21 protein-coding genes are annotated in these 20,442 nt (G+C 37.6%); 6 read left to right on the top strand and 15 right to left on the bottom strand.

What is annotated here, in order from left to right:
• Positions 1-207 precede the first annotated feature (207 nt).
• The 8 genes from ELS83_RS19250 to ELS83_RS19215 all read right to left on the bottom strand — a co-directional run bounded on the left by ELS83_RS19250 (position 208) and on the right by ELS83_RS19215 (position 6,926).
• Positions 208-522 carry a heavy-metal-associated domain-containing protein gene (locus ELS83_RS19250; RefSeq protein ID WP_171597174.1) on the bottom strand — a complete coding sequence of 105 codons (315 nt, stop codon included), beginning with the start codon at positions 520-522 and terminating at the stop codon, positions 208-210.
• A 34-nt stretch (positions 523-556) separates the two neighbouring features.
• Complete coding sequence (locus ELS83_RS19245) at positions 557-2,782, bottom strand: TonB-dependent receptor (protein ID WP_171597172.1); 2,226 nt, start codon at positions 2,780-2,782, stop codon at positions 557-559.
• Positions 2,783-2,922: 140 nt separating this feature from the next.
• Positions 2,923-3,366, bottom strand: a complete 444-nt coding sequence (locus tag ELS83_RS19240; RefSeq protein WP_171597171.1) for a hypothetical protein — start codon at positions 3,364-3,366, stop codon at positions 2,923-2,925.
• Positions 3,367-3,556: 190 nt separating this feature from the next.
• Positions 3,557-4,171 carry a cytochrome b/b6 domain-containing protein gene (locus ELS83_RS19235; protein ID WP_171597170.1) on the bottom strand — a complete coding sequence of 205 codons (615 nt, stop codon included), beginning with the start codon at positions 4,169-4,171 and terminating at the stop codon, positions 3,557-3,559.
• 2 nt (positions 4,172-4,173) lie between these two features.
• The gene (locus ELS83_RS19230; protein ID WP_171597169.1) at positions 4,174-5,109 is read right to left on the bottom strand and encodes a cytochrome c3 family protein; all 936 of its coding nucleotides are present in this window, start codon (positions 5,107-5,109) and stop codon (positions 4,174-4,176) included.
• A gap of 99 nt (positions 5,110-5,208) precedes the next feature.
• The gene (locus ELS83_RS19225; protein ID WP_171597168.1) at positions 5,209-5,613 is read right to left on the bottom strand and encodes a c-type cytochrome; all 405 of its coding nucleotides are present in this window, start codon (positions 5,611-5,613) and stop codon (positions 5,209-5,211) included.
• A 26-nt stretch (positions 5,614-5,639) separates the two neighbouring features.
• The gene (locus ELS83_RS19220; RefSeq protein ID WP_171597167.1) at positions 5,640-6,548 is read right to left on the bottom strand and encodes a DUF5777 family beta-barrel protein; all 909 of its coding nucleotides are present in this window, start codon (positions 6,546-6,548) and stop codon (positions 5,640-5,642) included.
• A gap of 12 nt (positions 6,549-6,560) precedes the next feature.
• Positions 6,561-6,926: a hypothetical protein gene (locus ELS83_RS19215; protein WP_171597166.1), complete on the bottom strand. Its 366-nt coding sequence runs from the start codon at positions 6,924-6,926 to the stop codon at positions 6,561-6,563.
• A 247-nt stretch (positions 6,927-7,173) separates the two neighbouring features.
• Between ELS83_RS19215 and ELS83_RS19210 the strand changes: the two genes are divergently transcribed.
• On the top strand, positions 7,174-7,878 hold the full coding sequence (locus ELS83_RS19210; RefSeq protein ID WP_171597165.1) for a Crp/Fnr family transcriptional regulator: 705 nt from the start codon (positions 7,174-7,176) through the stop codon (positions 7,876-7,878).
• Positions 7,879-7,906: 28 nt separating this feature from the next.
• Here the strand turns inward: ELS83_RS19210 and ELS83_RS19205 are convergent, their stop codons facing one another.
• Both ELS83_RS19205 and ELS83_RS19200 read right to left on the bottom strand, forming a co-directional pair.
• Positions 7,907-8,872: a CobW family GTP-binding protein gene (locus tag ELS83_RS19205; protein ID WP_171597164.1), complete on the bottom strand. Its 966-nt coding sequence runs from the start codon at positions 8,870-8,872 to the stop codon at positions 7,907-7,909.
• Between the two features lie 5 nt (positions 8,873-8,877).
• Positions 8,878-9,393: a nitroreductase family protein gene (locus ELS83_RS19200; RefSeq protein WP_171597163.1), complete on the bottom strand. Its 516-nt coding sequence runs from the start codon at positions 9,391-9,393 to the stop codon at positions 8,878-8,880.
• Positions 9,394-9,540: 147 nt separating this feature from the next.
• On the opposite strand from ELS83_RS19200, the gene ELS83_RS19195 reads away from it, so the two are divergent.
• From ELS83_RS19195 to ELS83_RS19185, 3 genes are read left to right on the top strand one after another with little or no spacing between them, the layout of a single operon-like run.
• Positions 9,541-10,683: an MFS transporter gene (locus ELS83_RS19195; RefSeq protein ID WP_171597161.1), complete on the top strand. Its 1,143-nt coding sequence runs from the start codon at positions 9,541-9,543 to the stop codon at positions 10,681-10,683.
• Positions 10,684-11,538, top strand: a complete 855-nt coding sequence (locus ELS83_RS19190; RefSeq protein WP_171597160.1) for a hypothetical protein — start codon at positions 10,684-10,686, stop codon at positions 11,536-11,538.
• A gap of 5 nt (positions 11,539-11,543) precedes the next feature.
• Positions 11,544-12,032: a YchJ family protein gene (locus tag ELS83_RS19185; protein ID WP_171597159.1), complete on the top strand. Its 489-nt coding sequence runs from the start codon at positions 11,544-11,546 to the stop codon at positions 12,030-12,032.
• 9 nt (positions 12,033-12,041) lie between these two features.
• Here ELS83_RS19185 and ELS83_RS19180 read toward each other — a convergent pair whose 3' ends face one another.
• Complete coding sequence (locus ELS83_RS19180; RefSeq protein WP_171597158.1) at positions 12,042-12,701, bottom strand: aspartate kinase; 660 nt, start codon at positions 12,699-12,701, stop codon at positions 12,042-12,044.
• A 276-nt stretch (positions 12,702-12,977) separates the two neighbouring features.
• Between ELS83_RS19180 and dapA the strand changes: the two genes are divergently transcribed.
• On the top strand, positions 12,978-13,892 hold the full coding sequence (dapA, locus tag ELS83_RS19175; protein WP_249414511.1) for a 4-hydroxy-tetrahydrodipicolinate synthase: 915 nt from the start codon (positions 12,978-12,980) through the stop codon (positions 13,890-13,892).
• A gap of 40 nt (positions 13,893-13,932) precedes the next feature.
• Here the strand turns inward: dapA and ELS83_RS19170 are convergent, their stop codons facing one another.
• Complete coding sequence (locus ELS83_RS19170) at positions 13,933-15,237, bottom strand: dicarboxylate/amino acid:cation symporter (RefSeq protein WP_171597156.1); 1,305 nt, start codon at positions 15,235-15,237, stop codon at positions 13,933-13,935.
• Between the two features lie 230 nt (positions 15,238-15,467).
• Here ELS83_RS19170 and ELS83_RS19165 point away from each other — a divergent pair, with 230 nt between their 5' ends.
• Entirely contained in the window at positions 15,468-16,262 is a 795-nt protein-coding gene (locus tag ELS83_RS19165; protein ID WP_171597155.1) for a hypothetical protein, read from the top strand.
• Positions 16,263-16,352: 90 nt separating this feature from the next.
• Here ELS83_RS19165 and ELS83_RS19160 read toward each other — a convergent pair whose 3' ends face one another.
• The 3 genes from ELS83_RS19160 to ELS83_RS19150 all read right to left on the bottom strand — a co-directional run bounded on the left by ELS83_RS19160 (position 16,353) and on the right by ELS83_RS19150 (position 20,411).
• On the bottom strand, positions 16,353-17,402 hold the full coding sequence (locus ELS83_RS19160) for an LA_2272 family surface repeat-containing protein (protein ID WP_171597154.1): 1,050 nt from the start codon (positions 17,400-17,402) through the stop codon (positions 16,353-16,355).
• Between the two features lie 143 nt (positions 17,403-17,545).
• Positions 17,546-19,393 (bottom strand): hypothetical protein, encoded by a 1,848-nt coding sequence (locus ELS83_RS19155; protein WP_171597153.1) that lies wholly within the window; start codon positions 19,391-19,393, stop codon positions 17,546-17,548.
• On the bottom strand, positions 19,386-20,411 hold the full coding sequence (locus ELS83_RS19150; protein WP_171597152.1) for a FecR family protein: 1,026 nt from the start codon (positions 20,409-20,411) through the stop codon (positions 19,386-19,388). The genes ELS83_RS19155 and ELS83_RS19150 overlap by 8 nt, the downstream gene beginning before the upstream one ends.
• Between the last annotated feature and the right edge of the window lie 31 nt (positions 20,412-20,442).

Raw genomic sequence — 20,442 nt, 5'->3', positions numbered from 1 at the left:
GGTAGGTCATTTCCCCTTCTTCAACTTGACGTACAACTGACAATTTAAAGGATAAATTATAATTTCGTTGGGTACGCCTTGCTACAGTCTTTCTCAATATTTTCATAAATAAGTCGATTTACTGTCAACTTATTTCAGGACGGGACACATTAATATAAAAAGGGGCGAATCATAAGATTCGCCCCTTTCTTCTATGAAGAAAAGTACTTACGCTTTAAATTCTTCCACTTTAAATTTCAATTTCTCCAAAGCTTTTTTCAAGTTTTCCTTGCTTGTTTTATCTGCTTTGTAAGTAATGGTTACTTTCTGTGCTTTAAAGTCAACATTTAACTTTTTTACCCCTTTTTCGAAAGGAATGTTCTTTTCAATTTTTCCAGCACAACCCATGCAGTCCATTTCCACTTTGAAAACTACCGTTTCTACCTTTTTTGCATCCTTGTTTCCAGCATAAGATAGAGTAGAGCATAGTACAATACTTAGCACTAGTAATGTACTTTTTAAGATCTTAAATAATTTGTTCATGTTGTTTATTTTTATTGGTTAGGTGTTATCGTTTTTATTCAATTGTGAATCTTAATCCGACATAAAATTTTCTTTCCTGAATTGGTCCCCATATCATCGAAGCATCGAAATACTCGCCAAATGGGTCTTCTGCAGCGATAATTGGCTTATCCTGTGTGTAATTGCCCAGGTTTTCAACTCCTACATAAATTTCCCAGATTTTAAAGCGTCTGGTAACCTGTGCATTCATCACGGCATATACCGGCGACTTTTCTCTTCTTTGGAACTCACTTGGATTTTCCTGGGTCGAAGGAATTCTCATATCACCATTTAGCTGGGTAGTGAAATCGAATTGCCATTTGTTAAAGTTGGTTGCATATGAAGTTGTAATTAAACCTTTAAAGCGATTTACATAGGGAACTTTCTGGAATTTGTTGTTAATATCAGCCTTTACATCAGAGAAGCGAATGGCAGTTACAACATCGAACCTGTCTACAGGAGCAAATTTTAACTCCACCTGGTAGTTGTTTGCCCAAGATTTTCCATCCAGGTTATAGAATCGAACCCTGTCAACGCTATTGTCCAAATCAGTAATAATCTGGTTATCGAATACAGTATGATAGAAATCGGCCGAAAGGGTAAAACCTCTTCCAAACAGATCAAAATACTGGGTTAAGCTCAAGCCGAAGTTCCAGGCTTTTTCTTGTTTTAACTCTTCAGTAATTTCGATTGATCTGCTTGATGCCAAAAGAAAGCTATTTTCTGCAATTGGATTGGATGTTCTTCTCCCACTACCTACTGCCAGGCGGGCGGTAGTTTTTGGTGCAAACTGATATCTGAAATGCAAACGTGGGGTTACAAAACCACCGTAAATATTGTGGTCGTCGTAACGTAATCCTGTTTGTAATGTGATGTTATCGTTTGGTAACCAGCTGTATTCAGCATAAATGCCAGCCACCTTTTCAGTTCGGTTTGTACCTAGGTTATCGCCGCTTAGGTAATCCTGAAAATCATCGTAAATGTAAGATAAACCTGCAGTGTATTTGTGCTTTAAGTTGCCAATATACGATTGATACAAAAGGTTGGCATAGAAGTATTTCTGCTCGGCATCGTAATTTCTTAAGCCATAGAATGAATTTTGCTCATGTGAGGCAAAATTGGTGATTAATGCAATACTTCTGTCCTCGTCATTGGGAAGGATGTAACCAAACTTGGCAAATGCCTCATATCTTCTTGTGTCAATATCAATACGATAAGCATTGTTCATGTCGTTGGTTTGATCTTCCTTGTAATCTTTTTGCCCTCCAATTCTTCTTTCGTCGATGAATTTTCCACCAAATTGAATCTTAAAGTTTTTACTTGCATCCCAGTTCCAACGGTTGATGAAATTGTACTGAGTTACCATTGGATCATCCAGAAAATGATCGTGATTGTGATCAATTTCGCGATCGTTATCTTGTCCGTGAGCCAGGATAGATGTGCTAAGTCGTGGCGAAAGTTTTGCCGAAGCAATCAGGTTTACTTCTGCCATTCCCATACTGTTGGCAAAAGTATTCAGGTAAAATTTTGGAGAACTTTGTGGACGAAGGTAATTGATATTGATTTGCCCTGTAATCGACTCATATCCATTAATAACCGATCCAACGCCTTTCGAAACCTGAATGGATTCCATCCATGGTCCCGGAACATATACCATACCATAAACCGATGCCAGACCTTTAAAATTGGGATTCTTTTCCGTCATCATTTCGATGTACTTTCCGGTTAAACCAAGCAGTTTAATCGATTTTGCACCTGTTGCTGCATCGGCATACGAAACATCGACCGATGCGTTGGTTTCAAAACTTTCGGAAAGGTTACAACATGCAGCCTTACACAGTTCTGCTCCGGTTATACTCTGCGATTGAATTGGATTGTCACGGTCGAGTATCGTTCCTAGCTTTCTTTCTGCAACAATTACTTCGTTTAGTTCGATATTAGGGTCGAGCTGAATCAGCAATTCCTGATTATTGAATTCATTGATGTTTACTTCCTTGGTTTTATATCCAACAAACTGGATAACAAGGGTTTTAGATTCGTTGATTTCATCGATGGTAAAATTACCGTCCATATTCGCAGCTGTTCCAATACTGGTGTTTTTCCAGAAAATTGATGCTCCTGCCAAGGGTACAAATTCACCTGAACTTTGATTTTCGACAATTTTACCCTTGATCACTTTGCCTTTTGCCGATGAAACAAATGGAATAAATAAGAGAATAAATATTATGATTTTAATCTTCATGATAAGATAATTCGGTTGTGCTGCTGCTACTAGAATTAACAACAAGCATTATAGTGTTTGTAATTAAGATTTTACACGCGTAACGCTACACAATAACAAGAATGTTTGTATTGCGCAAATACCAATAAGTGTAAAGGATATCAACAAATAAAAGTGCACAGTTTGTTCCTGTCAACCCGAATATAGTCATCAGGATAATCATCGATATAAATGGTTTCGGATGGTGATACCATTGATGATTTATATGTGCTTAAGGTGTTAATAACAAACAAAAGTGTTTCAAGGGCTAAAGGAGCCTTGCTTGTTTCTGTTATTGTAGTATTGGGATTGGTTTTTAGATAAACCAAATCGTAATCACAGCAAATTACCGAATCTAAATCGGCAGTTTCAGGATGATGCTTTTTGTCATGATCATCTTGATTGCAACAACAATGACAATCTTTACTATCACTGCAATCGGCATCGGCTGTAAGATGAATTTCGGAATGATCGCAAGAGAAACAGCTATGCTTGATAAAATGCACACCACAAAATCCCGTAAGGTAAAAACCCAACAGAAGCATTGTAACAATATTTCGAAGCATTTTTTTCATCTCAGTTTTTCCGATACAAAAGTAGTTACTTTTTTATTCTTTACGATATTAAGACAGCTAAAGATTTAAAATGGGTGAAAAGAAATTGGATTTTTTTGTTAAAAAATAGTTAATTGCCTGAAAGATAATAAAAACGGATACAAAATTAATTGTATCCGTTTCTCTGTTGTTAGGTCCTAATTTAATGCCAACCCGTAATCATGCTCTTAAAATTGCTGCTAATGGATGCTCCTATGGTACACACATAGATGTGTATGAACAAAAATAGTGACAGGATAAAGCCTATTATTACATGAATAAGAGCAGTGATTAGGATTCCACTCAAACCAAATATTTGCGGAATGATAATTTCAGGAAATAGCAATGCAAATCCGCTGGCTATAATAATTGGAAATCCAATGTACATTGCTGTTGAATAGATAAAACGCTGTAAGGGATTGAATTTATTTTCAACAGAAATATCAAATGGAGGATCCTGTTTTTTAAACATCCCGAAAAGGTAGAAAACCGATTGATCGTACAATCTTTTAAACAATCCTTTTGTTTTCATTTTGTATTGTTTTCCATTGGATGTAAACAGGTTTCCAATGATAAAGATCAAATAGTTGATACTGATTAGGATACCGAAGATATTGTGTAATTGAACCGACAGCTCAAAAGAAATTAAAAATGGATTATCGGGATTGGAATACTGCATACTGATGCCCGTAAGCAATAGTACAATAAAAAACACAGCATTTAACCAATGCCAAATTCTAATCCATATCGGGTACAAGTATAGTTTTTCGTCTGCCATAGTTATTTGCGTTTAAGAATACGAATAAGAGCGTGAGTAAAAATTCCAATTAAAACCAAGCCAAAAATCACAACGCTTAAAATATTGAGATATTGATTTCGATTTGCCCCAATTACATAGGAATCGTTAAGAATAACGGCATTCAAAAAACCGCCTCCTTTTCTCGATTCAAGACTTTTATAACGGTACAAACTAGCCATTAAATGAGAATTTGCCGAATGGCATGAAGTACATTCTCTAATGGCGCTGTCTCTTGGCATTACAACATGGCTAACCAGCAAACTATCCGATAATTGAGTATGACATTCGATACACCTTACACTTTTAAAATGCAGTTCCTGGTTTGGAAGCCAATCGTGCGATTGCAAAATGTTGATATTTTCCCTTTCGGTTAGCAATTCGTATTTGCTAACATCGGCATGACAGGAAAGGCAGATGTTATTGTCGTAGCGAACAGTTTCGATGATATTTTCGCCAACGCGTGCCTGTGTTTTATAAGTGTGTGGATTGTGACAACTCCAGCAAGTGAAAGCATCTGGTGAGCGATTGTAGTGCATACTTTCGTAAAAGGCTTCTTCAATGGCTTCGAAATGAAACTTTGCATATTCCGGATCGCCGCCATGACAATCGTTACAGGCATACATTAATTCCATTCTAAGCTGACCGGGATGCGGAAATGTTTCGTACTCTGGAGAGTGACAATCGGTACATTTAAACATACCATGATTTGATTGTGCGTAGGCGAGCGTATCAATCATTCGGTTCGCACACATCGACTCTTTTATCTCCATTCCAAAATCTTCATTCATGTACTTAAATGTTGTATGACCATGACATTTAAGACAGGAATGGTTTTTATTGGCCTCTTTCTCTTGAGCATTTACCAGTATGCCTGCTAAAAATAAAGAGCAAACCAAGAGTAGCTTTAATAGTTTCATATGGGTTGAGCTTTGTTAGTGATATTCTGATTTTTGGATTTACCAAAAAAGGGTATTGTAATAGAACGAATACCCTTTTTTTATTCAATCACGATTACCTTATTTCTTAAATGTTCTCATGTAATTAATAACGGCCCATTGATCTTTTTTGCTTGGAATTTTCTTCTCGTAATTCGGCATCTCATCTCTACCAATTATCGATTTGTAGTACAATTCTCCATCGCTTTGAGCGTGAAATTCTGCACTTGAAAAATCACCTGGGAAGGTCTTAAGTCTTGCAGCTTTAGGTCCATCTCCCAATCCGGTATTACCATGGCAAGAGCGGCAATGCTTCATGTAAACCATTTTCCCTTTGTTGATACTTGCTTTGTCGTTAGCCAAAGGATTTTCCATGTTTTTGTACTCAGCAGGGATTTCCCATGGAGCTGCCTTTTTTTGTTGAACGGTAAAAGAAAAGCCAACTATTGCAATGGCAACTAAGATAAAAATCTTGAAAGTTTTCATAACTAAATATTTTAAAATAAGGGACTTTAGAATCTAACTAAGATATTAAATCCAACCAGAAAATCCCCATCACCAATTTTGTTTTTATTGTATAAAGTATTCCTTTGTGGGGTTATTCCCTCATAGTTCGACATAAATACCTGGAATACATGAGTACTAGTACCAATTTCTATACCAAAAGATAAATTTGCTTCCGGATCGTTCTCATCCGAATCATATTCTCTCATGTCATCGATATTTAAAGGCTGATCGTACTCGAAGAATACCGACATTGAAGGACTTACCTTTGCACGGCCTGCCAATGAAAGGGCAAACTTATCATGCTCAACCAAAGTATCTGTTTTATTGAAATGAGTGAAACTAGGGCCAAATTGCAAGGAAATATTATCGTTGAATTTATGAGCAATCAATACTTGAGAAAAATAGGCCAGTCGATCCGAAAATGCGTAATCATTTCCAAATACCTCTTCATCCTGCGAGTTAATGGCAAGATTTGCATAAAGGGCTACTGATACGGGTATTGAATTCGATTCGGTTTGTGTAAACACTCTATACTTACCATGAAACTCCTGTAGCTTAAAATCTTTTGTATAGCCATATCCAATCATAAATTTTTCGGTAATCCCGTAATTGATCCCCATACGGATATTAGAGCTCGAATAAATCCCGAAAACATCTTCCAGTCCATTTTCGATCAATCCAAATCTGTGCTGAATATGTAGCTCAAATTCACCTGCGAATGGGGTTACTACAGTTTGAGTTTCGGCAAGTAATCCTGTTTCGAATGTTCCGCTCACCGGATCATTAGCGAATTCATCGGTTTGTGCAATGGTTTGAAGAGAACTACCTAAAATCAGTAAAAAAACAAAGAGTCCGGCTATAGACCCGAATATGCTAATGTTCTTAGCTTTTTTGTGATGATATTTTGTACACATAGTTTGTAGTTTTTAGTCGTTATTAGCACCTCTGGTTATCCATTCAAGAATCAACTGCTTTTCAGCCTGACTCGCAGAACCATGTCCTCCATTTACAGTTTCGTATAATTCGCTGGAGGAAGGATTATCCGTGTCGATATAACCTCCGTTGATTAAAGCGTTGTAGGCATTTGCTTCTCTCAAGTCTAGTTTTATCGAACCATCGTGACATTCTACACACTTTGCAGTAAAAATTGGGAGAATGTCTCCGCTAAATGTAACTTCCTGATCAGGTGGAATAACAACTTCGTCGAACTCTATTGTGTCGTACTCACAAGAGACAAAGCAGAGCAGTGTCGCTAAAATCGTTATAAGATGTACAAATTTGCTCTTTTGCATGGTATTAAGATTTTAGATTATAACTGTTTTAGGTTAATAAGGGCTTTTCACTCTCTTCTAAAGGTAAAGATTTGCCATGTCTACAGCCATTCTAAGATGACGAGATATCTTTCATGAGAAAAAGGAATTTGTCTAATTCAGATCGATATTTATCAACAAATAACTAGGCTTATACCTGTTAATTTTCTATATTTAAGTGACCTAGATAAACAATTTGAAAAAATCCCCTTAACCTCTGACTTAAGCTATGGCAAAATTTACTAAAACCGATCATTGCATAAATTGTTTGGATTGCAACAAAAATTTACCCCTGTTACAATTATTATCACCCTCCGAATTAGAAGAACTTAATGCAAGTCGCTTTGAGGTAAAATTCAAAGCTGGAGAAACCATTTTTAAACAAGGAACTTCGGCCACACATTTGCTGATACTCACCTCAGGCTTGGCCAAATTCTATGTAGAAGGTGTGCAGGAAAAACAGCTCATTATCAAAATAATTAAGCCATGGGAAATTGTAGGGCAGGCATCCTTGTATTTCGACAATCGTCACCATTATTCGGTGGCAGCATTGGTCGACTGCACTGCATGCTTTATTGAAATTGAATCCTTCAAGAAAATGATCAGACAAAACTCCGATTTTGCGGAAGAATTTATTAAGAAATGTACTCAAAAAGGAATATATTCATTTGAAAAAATGGTGAGTCTGTCGCAAAAGCAAATGCATGGCAGAATTGCTGATGGCTTGCTTTATCTTTCCGATCGAATTTACGAAAGCGATAGTTTTTTATTACACCTTTCACGACAGGATATTGCAGATCTGACTGGCATGTCGAAAGATAGTGCAATAAGAATTTTAAAAGAGTTCCATCACGAGGGTATCATTGAATTGGATGGGAGGAAACTTAATATCATTAATTCTGAACAACTGGAAAGAATTAGCGAAACAGGATAAAAAAAATGCGAGCCTTTGCTCGCGTTTTTTATGCTTTTAATTCCAATAGGTTTTTATCGATAACCTCACGGTTTAAACTTTTACCAATAATTACAATTTTCGATTCTCTTTTTTCATCTTGTTCCCAGGCTTTTCCAACTGTAGCTTGTATTTGGGTGTGAACCGATTGTAGAATGATTTTGTTGTCAACTCCTGCCAAATTCAATATTCCTTTTACCCGGTAAATGGTATCCTGGTTGAATTGTAAGAAGGCGTCCAGCCACATCCCAATTTTCATCTGGTCCAAAGGATCCTCACAAGTGAATAGCATGCTCTGAATTCCATGGATGTTTTCTGAATGATTGATTTTGCTGCTCTCCAATCCCAGTATATGCTGAAATACTTTATCGGGCTGATATGAAAAACGATCGAGCAATTGAATTTCCTCTACTTTTGAGTACTGGCAACGAACAATTTCAGCATGACTGTTGTGCTCCTTTAGCAATTGAATGTTTTGATCAGCTTCGCTTGCACTCACCAAATCCAATTTGTTGAGTAGTATCACATCGGCAATGGCAATTTGTTTTGAAAGCACTTCCTCTTTTTGCAAATCTGAGCTTAAACTATGTGCATCTGTCAGACAAATTACACTATCCAAAACAAATTGATTTTTAATTAAGGGATCGCTGATAAATGAAGCCAAAATACTGCCAGGATCGGCAATTCCAGTTGTTTCAATAAGCAAGTGGTTGAAATCATGCTTCGATTCAATCAACTTCTGAAGTACCACAAAAAGTTCCTGGTTCAGGTTACAGCAAATGCATCCATTGCTTAGCTCAAAAATATCTTCTGATTGTATGTTTTCAACCAAACTCGAGTCGATATTCTCTTCGCCAAACTCATTTTCGATAATGGCGAATTTCTTCTCCTTGTAATCGGCAATAAAATGGTTGAGCAGGCTGGTTTTGCCAGCACCTAAAAAACCTGTAATTACAGTAACCGGTATCTTATTCATGCTTCTTAAAACTTCTCCCAGTGTACGATTTCATCTAATGTTTTGCGCTTTTTAGCAGGAATTTTATCATCATTTGGATAGCCTAATGATAAAATGGCAATTGGCTCAATATGTTCTGGCAACTGAAAATACTCACGGCACTTTTCTACATAGAAATTACAAATCCAGCAGGTTCCCAGCCCCAGTTCTGTGGCTTGTAAAGTCATGTGGTCGATGGCAATGGCTGCATCTACATCGGTATGATCTTTTCCATCTTCCTTTCTTTTCCATGCTGCCTGGTGATCGCCACAGATAATGATGTAAACAGGAGCCTCTTTAAACCATTCCCTGTGATAGATTTCGGAAACTTTCTGATGGTTTTCTTCTTCTCGCACCACAATAAAATGCCAAGGCTGAAAATTAACTGCCGAAGGAGCCAATTGACCTGCTTCCAGAATTTTAATTAACTTCTCTTCTTCAACTTCTTTTGTTTGGTAAGATCGAACCGAGTAACGGTTTTCTATTATTGTTCTTAAATCCATTGCTGTTTTGATTGATTGTAATGCAAAAATGTAAAATATTTAAACAGGAGAAAAGCGAAGAGGAAATTATCTATTCTATGTTTTAAGAAACACTTGTTGTATTAAGCATTTTAGTAACTTTGCCACTCATTTTAAGCCTTGGCGGATATGACCAAAGATTTGAAGAGAAATATCATGTACCAATACCTTATGTTATTGGTAATTGCTGCAACTGCGGGTCATCAAGGGTGGAGAACACTCTTTAATAATCTGGCAGTTGATGAAGTGGGAATTAATGGTTTCCAGGTTGGAATTATCCAATCGGTAAGGGAAATACCTGGCTTTCTGGCCTTATTGGTGGTCTACCTGCTTTTGGTAATCAAAGAACACAAACTATCGGCAATTGCTGTATTGTTTGTAGGTGTTGGTGTGGCTTGTACAGGATTTTTCCCAAGTTTTTGGGGATTGATTTTTACCACACTGATCATGTCGGTTGGTTTTCACTATTTCGAAACCACCAACAAATCTTTAACCTTACAATACTTTTCTCTGGAAGATTCACCTTTTGTGTTTGCCAAACAAAAAAGCTGGACTGCTGTTGCCAATATTAGCATGGGAGCATTTATTTTTGGTATTGCTCATGTGATGTCGCTTCAGGCAAGTTTTATTTTAATTGGTGTTGCTGTTTTTGCTCTCGGAATTTGGGCACTTTTCTGGAAACCCGCTGATAAGAATATTGTTCCACAAAACAAGGGGATGGTACTTCGAAAAAGGTATTGGCTCTTTTATGTACTCAATTTTTTAAGCGGTGCACGTCGTCAGATTTTTGTGGTGTTTGCTGTATTTATGCTGGTGGAAAAGTACAACTACTCGGTTCAGGATGTTGCCGTACTATTTGTTGTAAATAACATTATCACTTATTTCATTTCACCTTATATTGCCAAAGGAATTAACAAATTTGGGGAGCGCAAAATGCTTTCTGCAGAGTATATTAGCCTGGTTTTTGTTTTCCTTGGATACGCCTTTATCGATAATGCCTGGATTGTTGCAGGCTTGTATATTATCGATCATATCTTTTTTGGTTTCTCCATGGGAATCAACACTTATTTTCAGAAAACAGGCGACCAGAAAGATATTGCACCATCAATGGCAGTTGGCTTTACCATTAATCACATATCAGCAGTAGTAATTCCTGTTTTAGGTGGAATGTTGTGGATGATAGATAGGCACATTCCATTTTTGGCAGGAGCAGCCTTGAGTGTGATTTCATTAGGATTTGTTCAATTGATAAAAATTAAAAAAACAATATAGATGCAGACGAATAAAGAAATATATCAAACTCTTATTGAGTCGTATAACAAAGGAATTCAGGAGAAAAACCCAGGTTTAATCAGGGAGTTTTTAGCTGATAATTCTGTTGAGAAGTTAAAAGACGATGCAGCTTTCTATCTGGAAATTTTGCAATTGCGTGCAGGAGCATTTTCACTTTTTGGTGAATTGAACGAGGCTGGCGAAGAGTATCGAAAAGGTTATTCATCCTGTTCAAAATCAGGCAAATGGATTTATGGTTTGAATTGGGCATTGCAATTCATGGCCGAATTTTCTTTTAAACGTGGCGATGATAAAGTGGAAAGTGCCATGAATGAAGGAATTAAAGTTCTTGACCAGGCATTTCAGGATTTACCAGAAGACAAATATCAGGAGTTTTATCACCTGTGCCTTACAAATGTGAAAGCTTTTATGTTGCTTACATCTGGAAAAAGGGAAGAGGCATTGGCAATTTTTAATGACTGTCAATTTACTCCTGTACCTATTCCAGAATATAATGATAAGGAGTCGCTGCAAATGTTATTTGCCAACTTTACAAAGGGTTTTGCAGTGGCTATCGAGCTGAAAAATCTTGATCTGTTGATGAAGCTAATGAAGGTAATCTCAATTGATGACCAGGTATTGTACAGCCAGGGAAACCTGTTCCGTGTATTTTACGAAACTTTGGTATGCGCATTCGATATGAGAGCTGAGTTCATTACCGAGTTTAATGCCATGTTTAAAATTAAGGATGCCTTAAATAGCCTAACTCCTGAATTTTCTAAATTCTTGGGATTAATTGGGGAACAGGATTTCGATAAGTTGGATGAATTCTTCAAAGGATTTGATAAAGAATAATTGCTATGAGCCTATCATGTTATTGTGGTAAACCTTTCTCATATGAAGAGTGCTGTGGAGCAATTCATTTGGGTGAGCGTAATGCACTAAGGGCAGAAGATTTAATGAGAAGTCGGTATTCGGCATTTGTATGTGCCGATATCGATTATATTATTCAAACCTATGCAGAAAGAACTCGTCCGGTTCAAGAGGCAGAAGAAATTTTAAACTGGGCGAAGTCTGTTGAGTGGCAGCGATTGGAAATCCTTGGCAGCAGGGATGGAAAAAAAGAAGATAATCAGGGTTTTGTAGAGTTTAAAGCTTACTATAAAGAAGACGGAATTGAACAATGCCTGCATGAAAATTCATACTTCGAAAAGGAGAATGGGAAGTGGGTATATGTATCGGGAGAATATCCGAAAGAAGAAATAAACGAAAAACTTCCCAACAGGAATGATCCATGCCATTGCGGAAGTGGCAAGAAGTTCAAGAAATGTTGTTTTGGAAAAAAATAGGGGAATAATTTAATTATTCCCCATGTTTTTTAGAACTGAAAATGTTTTATCGATATCAGAATCGTTTACAACCAAAGTAAATTCGTTGGTTGTTGATACTACCTCTTCGATATTAATTCCAGCCCAGGCAATATTTTTAAGAATGTAATAGTAGAAACCCAATTGTTGCGAATTGGTAGCCGGAAGCTTTAGAGTAACCGAAGACAGTCTTTCGCTTTTTGCAACCAACTCTTCGCCGCTAAATGCTTCTTCTACTTTTTGTTGCAAGGAACCCGAAACCACCAGGTTCGATTCAAAAACTCCTTGCACCATGGTGTAGAAAAACTCCTGATTTGGTCCAATTGAACGCAATAATTCGGTATGTTTCTCGATTAAAGTATTGGAATTTTTATAAGTAAAGTCAACAAGGTTGGATCGTACAATAATGTCACCAACATTTGTGATTACATCTTTTAATCCGGGATTGATTTTTACTTCAAGATTTGGAGCCAATCTGTTTAATGCCATAATTATTGCTCCAATTTTTACGGGTTTTTTTACGGCATCTTCAACTTGATTCTGTATTTTGCGCGCTAAAGAAGAAACGTTAATTAATCCTTCGACCAATGCCTCGGCCAAAAATGGCTGAGTACTCACAATTTTCTCTACAACTTGTGGAATTGTTATCATGTTTCTCGATGTTTGTTGAATTTCACTACAAATATGTTGAAAATATCACAAAATGTAGAATTTTTGAATAAATTTTCTAAAAATTTTATTGAACTGTTCGTGCAATCTATATTTGCAGGCGTAAACCACAACCCTACATTAACCGTAGGTTTTTAATCAAGGAGAATAATACCGGTAATCTTCTGTTATGGTATGGATGACATATTGTTTTCAGAAGTTTATCGGGATTATTTTACTGCTCTTTTAACAAATAAAAGTTTTAAAAGAAAAATGAGTATGAATTGGCAAGGATCAATTGTTGCGATTGTAACACCTTTTCACGAAGATGGAAGTGTAGATTACGATGCATTGGGTAATTTGATTGAATTTCACATCGAAAATCAATCGGATGGAATTGTAGTATGCGGAACTACAGGAGAAGCAGCTACTTTATCGAAAGATGAGTACTGCGAAGTGATCAAATTCGTAATCAGTAAAGTAAATAAACGCATCCCGGTAATTGCAGGAACCGGATCTAATTCAAGCCTTGTGGCTGTTGAAAATTCTAAAATGGCTGAATCGCTTGGTGCCGATGCAGTATTGGTGGTTTCACCATATTATAACAAACCAACCCGAAAGGGACTAAAGGATTATTTTAGCCAGGTTGCCCATTCGGTAAGCATTCCCGTAATCATGTACAATGTTCCGGGAAGAACGGCTTCGAATATTCCTGCCGACTTGGTGGTAGAATTAGCCAACGAGATCGATAATATTGCTGGAATTAAGGAAGCATCGGGTAATTTGGAACAAATGGCCTGTATTTTAAGAGATAAACCGAAGGAATTTATGGTGTTTTCGGGAGACGATGCGCTGGCTTTTCCTGCAGTTTGCTTAGGAGCCGATGGTGTAATTTCTGTAATTGCCAATTTGTTTCCGAAAGAATTTCACGATTTAATGGATGCAGCCTTAAGAGGCGATTTGATTAATGCCAGAAAATTGCACTTAAAGTATTTAAACATTATACAATTGTGTTTTATCGAATCGAACCCAATTCCGGTGAAAACAGGTTTGAGTTTAATGGGCAAAGTGAAGGAAGAGTTTCGTTCGCCAATGTGCAGAATGGAGGAAGAGAACAAAGGCAAACTATTGGTTGAGTTGCAAAAGCTTTTGGTGCAGACTTCGGCCTATATGACAGAAATTGAAGAACTATAGGAATGATTCATTGATGAATTTATTTCGCCCCCGAAATAATTTATGAAACCATCTCTTCGGAGGTGGTTTTCTTGTTTTCATACCTTTCGATAATAGCGGCTCCAACGCTATCTCCCCAAACATTAACAGTGGTTCTAAAGCGATCCAATAACCAGTCGATGGTTAATATTAAACCAATTCCTTCAATCGGTAGATGTACCGCCTTTAACACAATTACCATGGTCACCAGTCCTGCCTCAGGAATTCCTGCAGCACCAATAGCCGCTAATGTAGCAGTTAAAAAGATAACGGCTTGTTGAGCAAAACTTAAATCCAACCCGTACAATTGAGCTATAAAAATGGCCGCAACGGCTTCATAAATCGCCGTTCCATCCATATTGATTGTGGCCCCCAGGGGAAGTACAAAATTACTGGTTTTCTCGGATATTTTATTCTGCTGTTGAACCCCTTGCAGTGTTAATGGGAGAGTAGCCGTACTCGAAGCTGTAGAAAACGCATTCATTAAAGCAGTGGCAACTCCTTTGGCATATGTAATTGGATTTCTTTTCCCCAGAAACCACAGAAGCACGCATAAAACAACAAGTGCATGTATCGATAAGCCCAGAAGCACTGTAAGACTAAATTTACCCAGGGAGAGCAATTCAGGTAAAAATCCTTCGTAACCACCAGCTTTTCCGATACGAGCTGTAACCAATCCAAAAATACCTAGAGGAGCGATATACATGACCCAATTTACCAGCTGCATCACACCATCGTTCAAAACAGAGAGGAATTCGATAGCTCTTCGGGCTTTCTTTCCTAATGAAGATAATGCAGCTCCAAAAAAGAGAGAAAAAATAATGAGTGGCAGAATGTCCATTTTGGCCATTGCCAGGAATAGATTGTAGGCAATCAGACCTTGCTGTTCCTTTTCAGGATCGCCAACAATGAGCTGTTTTAATGTTTCTGATATGGCCGTACTTTCATTAATGTACTGATTGCTATTCTCCGGTAAATCTATATTTAAGCCACTTCCAGGTTGAATCAGATTTACCAAAACAATTCCCAAACAAACAGAGATAGCAGTTGTAGATAAATAGTACACCAATGTCTTGCTGCCAATTTTACCCAAATTACGCAGGTTATCCAATTTTGATATTCCAACCAACATGGATAAGACCACCATTGGTACCACAAGCATCATCAGGATATTCAGGAAAATTTCGCCGAAAATAGAGAATTTAATGGCAAGTTTTGGAAAAATTCCACCTACAACAAAACCCAGTACAATAGCAATAACAATGCTGATCAGAAGAGTATTAGCATTGCCTGAATTCGAGTCGCTATTTTTATTTTTAAAAAACATTAGATATTTATGAAACCAAATGAGCAATATTTAGTACAATAGATTTTGAAAACGAACCTAGCTTAGCCTATGGTCTAAGCGAATTTCTAACATTTGGAAATGGGGCAAGTATCAACATTTACTTTTGGTAACATAAACTATTGATTTTAAAATGTCAACTGTTTTTGATTAAAAAAAGATATGTAAACCATTTCATTTAATTTTGCTATTACTTAAGATCACTATACTCGATGAATAAAGATTTACTCTTTGCTTTAATTCAAAATCCCAACCTGATTCCCGGCATTTACAACTATTGCGATGGATGGTGTGAGCGATGTAAATTCAATGCCAATTGTCTTAATTATAAGATGATGGAAGAAGGTGTTCCTGATTTAAAATCAACAGAACATGATACGGAAGCAGAAGCTTCATCTGCAATGGAAAACTTAGATGAAATGTTTCAGCTAAGCATGGAATTGTTGAATCAGGCAGCCAAAGATTTGGGCATGGAACTGCCTAAACAAACAGAGGAATTTAATGCCGAAGAGGAAGAGGAAAAAGATGAGCTGATTTTTAAAGGTCAGATTATGATGCAGGCCGATAAATATTCGGAATTGGTAGACTCATGGTTCGCCGATTTTGAAACACTACTTTATGTGGATTCTCATTCGTTGAAGGAAATATTTGATTTTAAAGAAGAAGATGAAATGAGTGCTGCTGAAAGTATGGTCTTCGATAAATCGGAAATTATTCGCTGGTTCCAGTTTATTATTCCAAGTAAATTGTTTAGAGCCTTAAGAAGTAAAGCCAACACCGAGGAAACAGGAAACGAATTTTATGCACACGATAGTGTCGCTTCGGCTAAAGTTGCACTAATTTCTATCGATAACTCCATTGATGCCTGGACCACTTATATGAATCAATTTCCTGGGGTTGAAGATAGGCTTTTACCCATTTTGCTTCTCCTTTCGGGATTAAGAACCTTAACCGAAGATGCATTTCCAGGGGCAAGAGATTTTGTTCGTCCTGGCTTTGATATTTAAATCATGAATGAAAATATGATTCAAAAAGTGCCTTGAAAGAATAAATTCCAAGGCACTTTTTTATTGCCATAAAATGCTGTGTTTTATCATTTAAAATGTAAATGAAATACCAGCATTAAATCCAATCCACATAAATAACTTGTTTTTGCTACTTTCATGATCGTAAATGGAGTGAGGCATATCGATAGTACCATATTTTTCACCAATTTTTTTATCCGTAATGTAAACATTGAAAGTTGGGCCCGCAAATAGCGCAAAATCGGGGCTTACATGCATGTGGAAGTTGGTTTTTAGGCGATTCAGCAGGTTTAAATCATCCCAACTGTTATCGTATACCAACTGACTGCAAGTGGCCTCCAGGGCAAGTTTGTGAGTTTTTCCAAGCGATAGCATGCTTCCAAATCCTAAACCATATCTGAAAAGGTCTTTGTTTTTATAATTGTCGAAACCGAAGGTAAAGATGGTATACAAATGTTCCACACCCATTTTATAGCTTAAATTAGCTTGCATGCTCTGGCTGTAGGAAAGCTCCAGGGCATAATATCCACCTTTTACAATGCTAAAAATTCCGAAAGGAGTTGCATTTTCGGTACTATCCGAAATGTTAACAATACCGATTTGCATTCCTTTTAGCGATTTTACCTGGTTAAAGACACCCAATTGTACACCACTAAAATTACCACCAACCAAATTAAGAGGAGCCAATTGAAAACCCGAAGCCGATTCCTGGCTAATGTTACTTGCACCTGAAATAAGAACTCCATGCGCTTCTTTACCAACGATATTACATACACCTGCCAATTGAAATCCTTCCGCATTTTTGGCAAGTAAATTACAAGTTCCAGCCAGGTTAAACCCTTTAGTTTTTTCAGCGTTTATATTTGCGATACCAGCCATTTGAAAGCCACTTACCGCTCCCGAATTAACATTCGCAAGTCCACCAATCTCCATCTTTCGAAGACCACCATTGGTTCCCATTAGCAGGTTAAAGGAGTAATCGTTACTGGTGTACCTGGATTCTAGCCCATTGGTGCCAATCGGACTCACAAAACTTGCCTGGAATTTCGAATGCTTTTGAGCCTTTGAATGGTATCCGAAGAAAATAGAAATGCTTATCAGGAGTACTGAAATTTTTGTCATCTGAATCATTTTTTTTATTTGTGTTTTGATTGTATATCAGGATGACAATCGATCAGAAATCTACCCCTACTGCATGAAAAAAAATGTTTATCTGTTCTAATATTTGTATGAGTTCACTCTACAAATGCTAACATACGAATGATTTAGAATCTTAGGCCAAGCTGCCATCCCAACCAATACTGGTTTTTTAAGCTGCTTACAGCTTTGTCGATATGGTAATTGCCATAAAATGGAGTGTTCTGGCTCGATAAATTACCATTAGCAACTTTTTCCTGTTTTTTGTCAGGACTACAGAAATTATAAGCTGGCCCGGTACTTAAAACCAGTTGATCCGATAGCTTGAAATTAAGACCCAGCTGAGCACGGTAAATATCTCCTGCGAAAAGATCATAATCTGAATCGGTATTGAAGAGGGCCGAACCCGAAAGATCCAGGTTTACCGAGAATTTACGTTTAGGGTTGGTTGTATAACCAATACCGTAGGCCGCATTTAAATATTTTCCTACGCCAATCTTTAAGAAACTGTACAGGTTTTTACCACCTGTTTTGTAGGCTACATTCAGGTAGAAGCTTTCGTCGCTCGAGAATTCCCATTTGTGATAACCGTTTTTAATGATATTCACCAAACCAATCGGAAAGCCATTTTCTATGGTATCGGCATGATTGATTAAGCCAAACTGAATTCCTCTTAACTTATAGGTATGATTGTAAAGTGCCGATAGCTGCAATCCATTTGTGGTTCCTTTCACATAGTTGATTCCTCCTGATACCTGAAGTCCATCCACCGAATTGGCCTGGTTGTAAGCGCCGCTCACCTGTAGGTTAATTCTCTCTCCACCATGAAGGTTAATTCCACCACTTAACTGGCCATTCCAGCCTTTCAGCGATAAGCTATCCGCCGATGTTACAGCTGCCGTGTTTACTGCTCCACTAATTTGCAGTCCTTTAATGTCGCCCTTTACACGATTTACGGCCCCAGCCACTTGCACACCATCCATATTGCCAAGGTTGGTATTTACTGCACCGGCTACCTGTATACCATTTACGTCTTCTCCCACAACATTTACGGCACCAGCAATTTGTACTCCATTCATTTCCTGGCGGATAATATTGGCTACAGCTCCAATCTCCAGCCCATCGATATTGGCCGAATAACCAGCAATTATATTCAAAGAATATTTGTTTGTCACCAATCCATTGGTCAATCGATTGGTACCCCAGGAAGGAATAAATGAGACTTGTACAAGTCGAACTTCCTGTACATTTAAATTGTTCGAAACATAGAGGGTTTTTCTTGGGACCATGAGGTTTACCATGGCTAAATCCTTCAAATCTTTCTCCGTATATGCCCAATTGATTGCCTTGTTTTTTGGTCGCAAACTTTGCGAAAATGTTGGATGCTCTTTAAAAATATTTTCAGCTTTCCATGGGTGAAGTGCTATATTGAAACTTTTGTTCTGATTGGATTGAATAAAAGCAACAGTGTCCTGATATCCCTTACAGCTAAAATTAATTCCAAGCGGTTGATCACCTTCAAGACGAAGCATATATCTGCCATCGGGATTGGTAATGAAGGAAGCCTGCCTGTTGACCTCGTAAACAATGGCATTTTCCAGCGGATTGCCCTGGGAATCACTAATGATACCCGATAAAATCCACATGGTATTGTTCAATCCATCTTTATTTTTGGCCTGTAAAATTACGTGCGAACCTATTACTTTATAGGTAAATCTGCCCTGGAAAAGTTCATCGAGAATCTCTTCCAGGCTTGCTCGTTTTCCTTCAATAGATACCATTTTTGTGGGATCAAGAAGCATGGCGTCGTATGAGAAGTTAAAGCCACCTAGTTTTTCAAGAATAAACATGGTCGATTCTGTAGTTTGATTCTTGACCTCCACAAGAATCTCCTTTTCCAGAAAGTTCTGAGCCTGTATCTTCGAAAGATTGAAAATACAGGCCATTAGTATTGTGAGACAGAGAGTTCTATTCATTGCTATCATTGCTGGTTATTGTAATTACATTGTTCTCTTTTGCATAAGAAAACTGGTAGGTATTCGAGATTACTTCAATCACCTCTTCTACATCGTTATCGATAAATGAAGAAGTATAGTATTTGTCATTAATTTCAGGATCATCGGATATAATTTCAACATTGTAGCAAACTTCCAATATCTCAAACACCTCTTTTAATGGCTTGTTTCTAAACGAAAGTCTCTGATCTACCCAAAAGAAAGCTGAAGAATTACTGCTTACACGTATAATTGTATCCTGCAAATTCGAAATTAATCCACTTTCATCTTTCACCAAAACTAAATGAAGCGTATCATTTGTGGCTCTGTTCGTACGGAACAATTCTACTTTCCCCGAGCTAACATCCACCGCAATATCGCCATTAGCTCTTTCTTTTACCTGGAAACTTGTTCCCAGTACTTTTACACCTCCAATGCCAGCGTGTACAATAAATGGGCGCAGTGTATCTCTTTTTACACTAAAGAATGCTTCTCCTTCCAGGTGAACAATTCTTTGCTGATTTTTATTGGTTTCATAGCGAATCTGAGCAGATTCATTCAAGCAGATCTCCGATCCATCGGGAAGAATTTCTTTTAGTGTTTCTGTGGAATTATTAGCAAGTACAAACTGCTCGATTTCTGCAGGTTGATTTGAATACCAGTTGAAAATGCCAATAAATGCCAAAACAGAAGCAGCCACAGCCGTGTAGATGGCGATTTTAAAACTGGAGTATTTTTTACTGGAAGGAGACAGGCTTGCCTCATGTTCATCCATTCGCCTGGAAAGAATCGACCAGGCAAGTGTTTTGTTTACGGGAATCGGCTTTGGCTTTAGTTTGCCACTTTCCAGCCACACCGACTCCAGTTGATCAAGCTGATCGCGGTTTTCCTGTTTTTCATCCAGCCAATCGATGATAATGCCTCGTTCTTTGCTTGTGGTTTCACCCAAAAGAAATTTGGCCAATAAGCTATCATCTATATGTAGGTTGTCACTTTTCATGCACAATTAATTTCTGTCTGTCAGCCTGTTT

This window comes from Marinifilum caeruleilacunae (assembly GCF_013141825.1).
GTDB lineage: Bacteria > Bacteroidota > Bacteroidia > Bacteroidales > Marinifilaceae > Marinifilum > Marinifilum caeruleilacunae.
This window is presented reverse-complemented; position numbering and strand designations above follow the sequence as displayed.

What these genes read in the sequence shown, in the direction of transcription:
- ELS83_RS19250 (WP_171597174.1), bottom strand. Translation starts at nt 522, where the DNA reads ATGAACAAATTATTTAAGATCTTAAAAAGTACATTACTAGTGCTAAGT.
- ELS83_RS19245 (WP_171597172.1), bottom strand. Translation starts at nt 2,782, where the DNA reads ATGAAGATTAAAATCATAATATTTATTCTCTTATTTATTCCATTTGTT.
- ELS83_RS19240 (WP_171597171.1), bottom strand. Translation starts at nt 3,366, where the DNA reads ATGCTTCGAAATATTGTTACAATGCTTCTGTTGGGTTTTTACCTTACG.
- ELS83_RS19235 (WP_171597170.1), bottom strand. Translation starts at nt 4,171, where the DNA reads ATGGCAGACGAAAAACTATACTTGTACCCGATATGGATTAGAATTTGG.
- ELS83_RS19230 (WP_171597169.1), bottom strand. Translation starts at nt 5,109, where the DNA reads ATGAAACTATTAAAGCTACTCTTGGTTTGCTCTTTATTTTTAGCAGGC.
- ELS83_RS19225 (WP_171597168.1), bottom strand. Translation starts at nt 5,613, where the DNA reads ATGAAAACTTTCAAGATTTTTATCTTAGTTGCCATTGCAATAGTTGGC.
- ELS83_RS19220 (WP_171597167.1), bottom strand. Translation starts at nt 6,548, where the DNA reads ATGTGTACAAAATATCATCACAAAAAAGCTAAGAACATTAGCATATTC.
- ELS83_RS19215 (WP_171597166.1), bottom strand. Translation starts at nt 6,926, where the DNA reads ATGCAAAAGAGCAAATTTGTACATCTTATAACGATTTTAGCGACACTG.
- ELS83_RS19210 (WP_171597165.1), top strand. Translation starts at nt 7,174, where the DNA reads ATGGCAAAATTTACTAAAACCGATCATTGCATAAATTGTTTGGATTGC.
- ELS83_RS19205 (WP_171597164.1), bottom strand. Translation starts at nt 8,872, where the DNA reads ATGAATAAGATACCGGTTACTGTAATTACAGGTTTTTTAGGTGCTGGC.
- ELS83_RS19200 (WP_171597163.1), bottom strand. Translation starts at nt 9,393, where the DNA reads ATGGATTTAAGAACAATAATAGAAAACCGTTACTCGGTTCGATCTTAC.
- ELS83_RS19195 (WP_171597161.1), top strand. Translation starts at nt 9,541, where the DNA reads ATGACCAAAGATTTGAAGAGAAATATCATGTACCAATACCTTATGTTA.
- ELS83_RS19190 (WP_171597160.1), top strand. Translation starts at nt 10,684, where the DNA reads ATGCAGACGAATAAAGAAATATATCAAACTCTTATTGAGTCGTATAAC.
- ELS83_RS19185 (WP_171597159.1), top strand. Translation starts at nt 11,544, where the DNA reads ATGAGCCTATCATGTTATTGTGGTAAACCTTTCTCATATGAAGAGTGC.
- ELS83_RS19180 (WP_171597158.1), bottom strand. Translation starts at nt 12,701, where the DNA reads ATGATAACAATTCCACAAGTTGTAGAGAAAATTGTGAGTACTCAGCCA.
- dapA (WP_249414511.1), top strand. Translation starts at nt 12,978, where the DNA reads ATGAATTGGCAAGGATCAATTGTTGCGATTGTAACACCTTTTCACGAA.
- ELS83_RS19170 (WP_171597156.1), bottom strand. Translation starts at nt 15,237, where the DNA reads ATGTTTTTTAAAAATAAAAATAGCGACTCGAATTCAGGCAATGCTAAT.
- ELS83_RS19165 (WP_171597155.1), top strand. Translation starts at nt 15,468, where the DNA reads ATGAATAAAGATTTACTCTTTGCTTTAATTCAAAATCCCAACCTGATT.
- ELS83_RS19160 (WP_171597154.1), bottom strand. Translation starts at nt 17,402, where the DNA reads ATGACAAAAATTTCAGTACTCCTGATAAGCATTTCTATTTTCTTCGGA.
- ELS83_RS19155 (WP_171597153.1), bottom strand. Translation starts at nt 19,393, where the DNA reads ATGAATAGAACTCTCTGTCTCACAATACTAATGGCCTGTATTTTCAAT.
- ELS83_RS19150 (WP_171597152.1), bottom strand. Translation starts at nt 20,411, where the DNA reads ATGAAAAGTGACAACCTACATATAGATGATAGCTTATTGGCCAAATTT.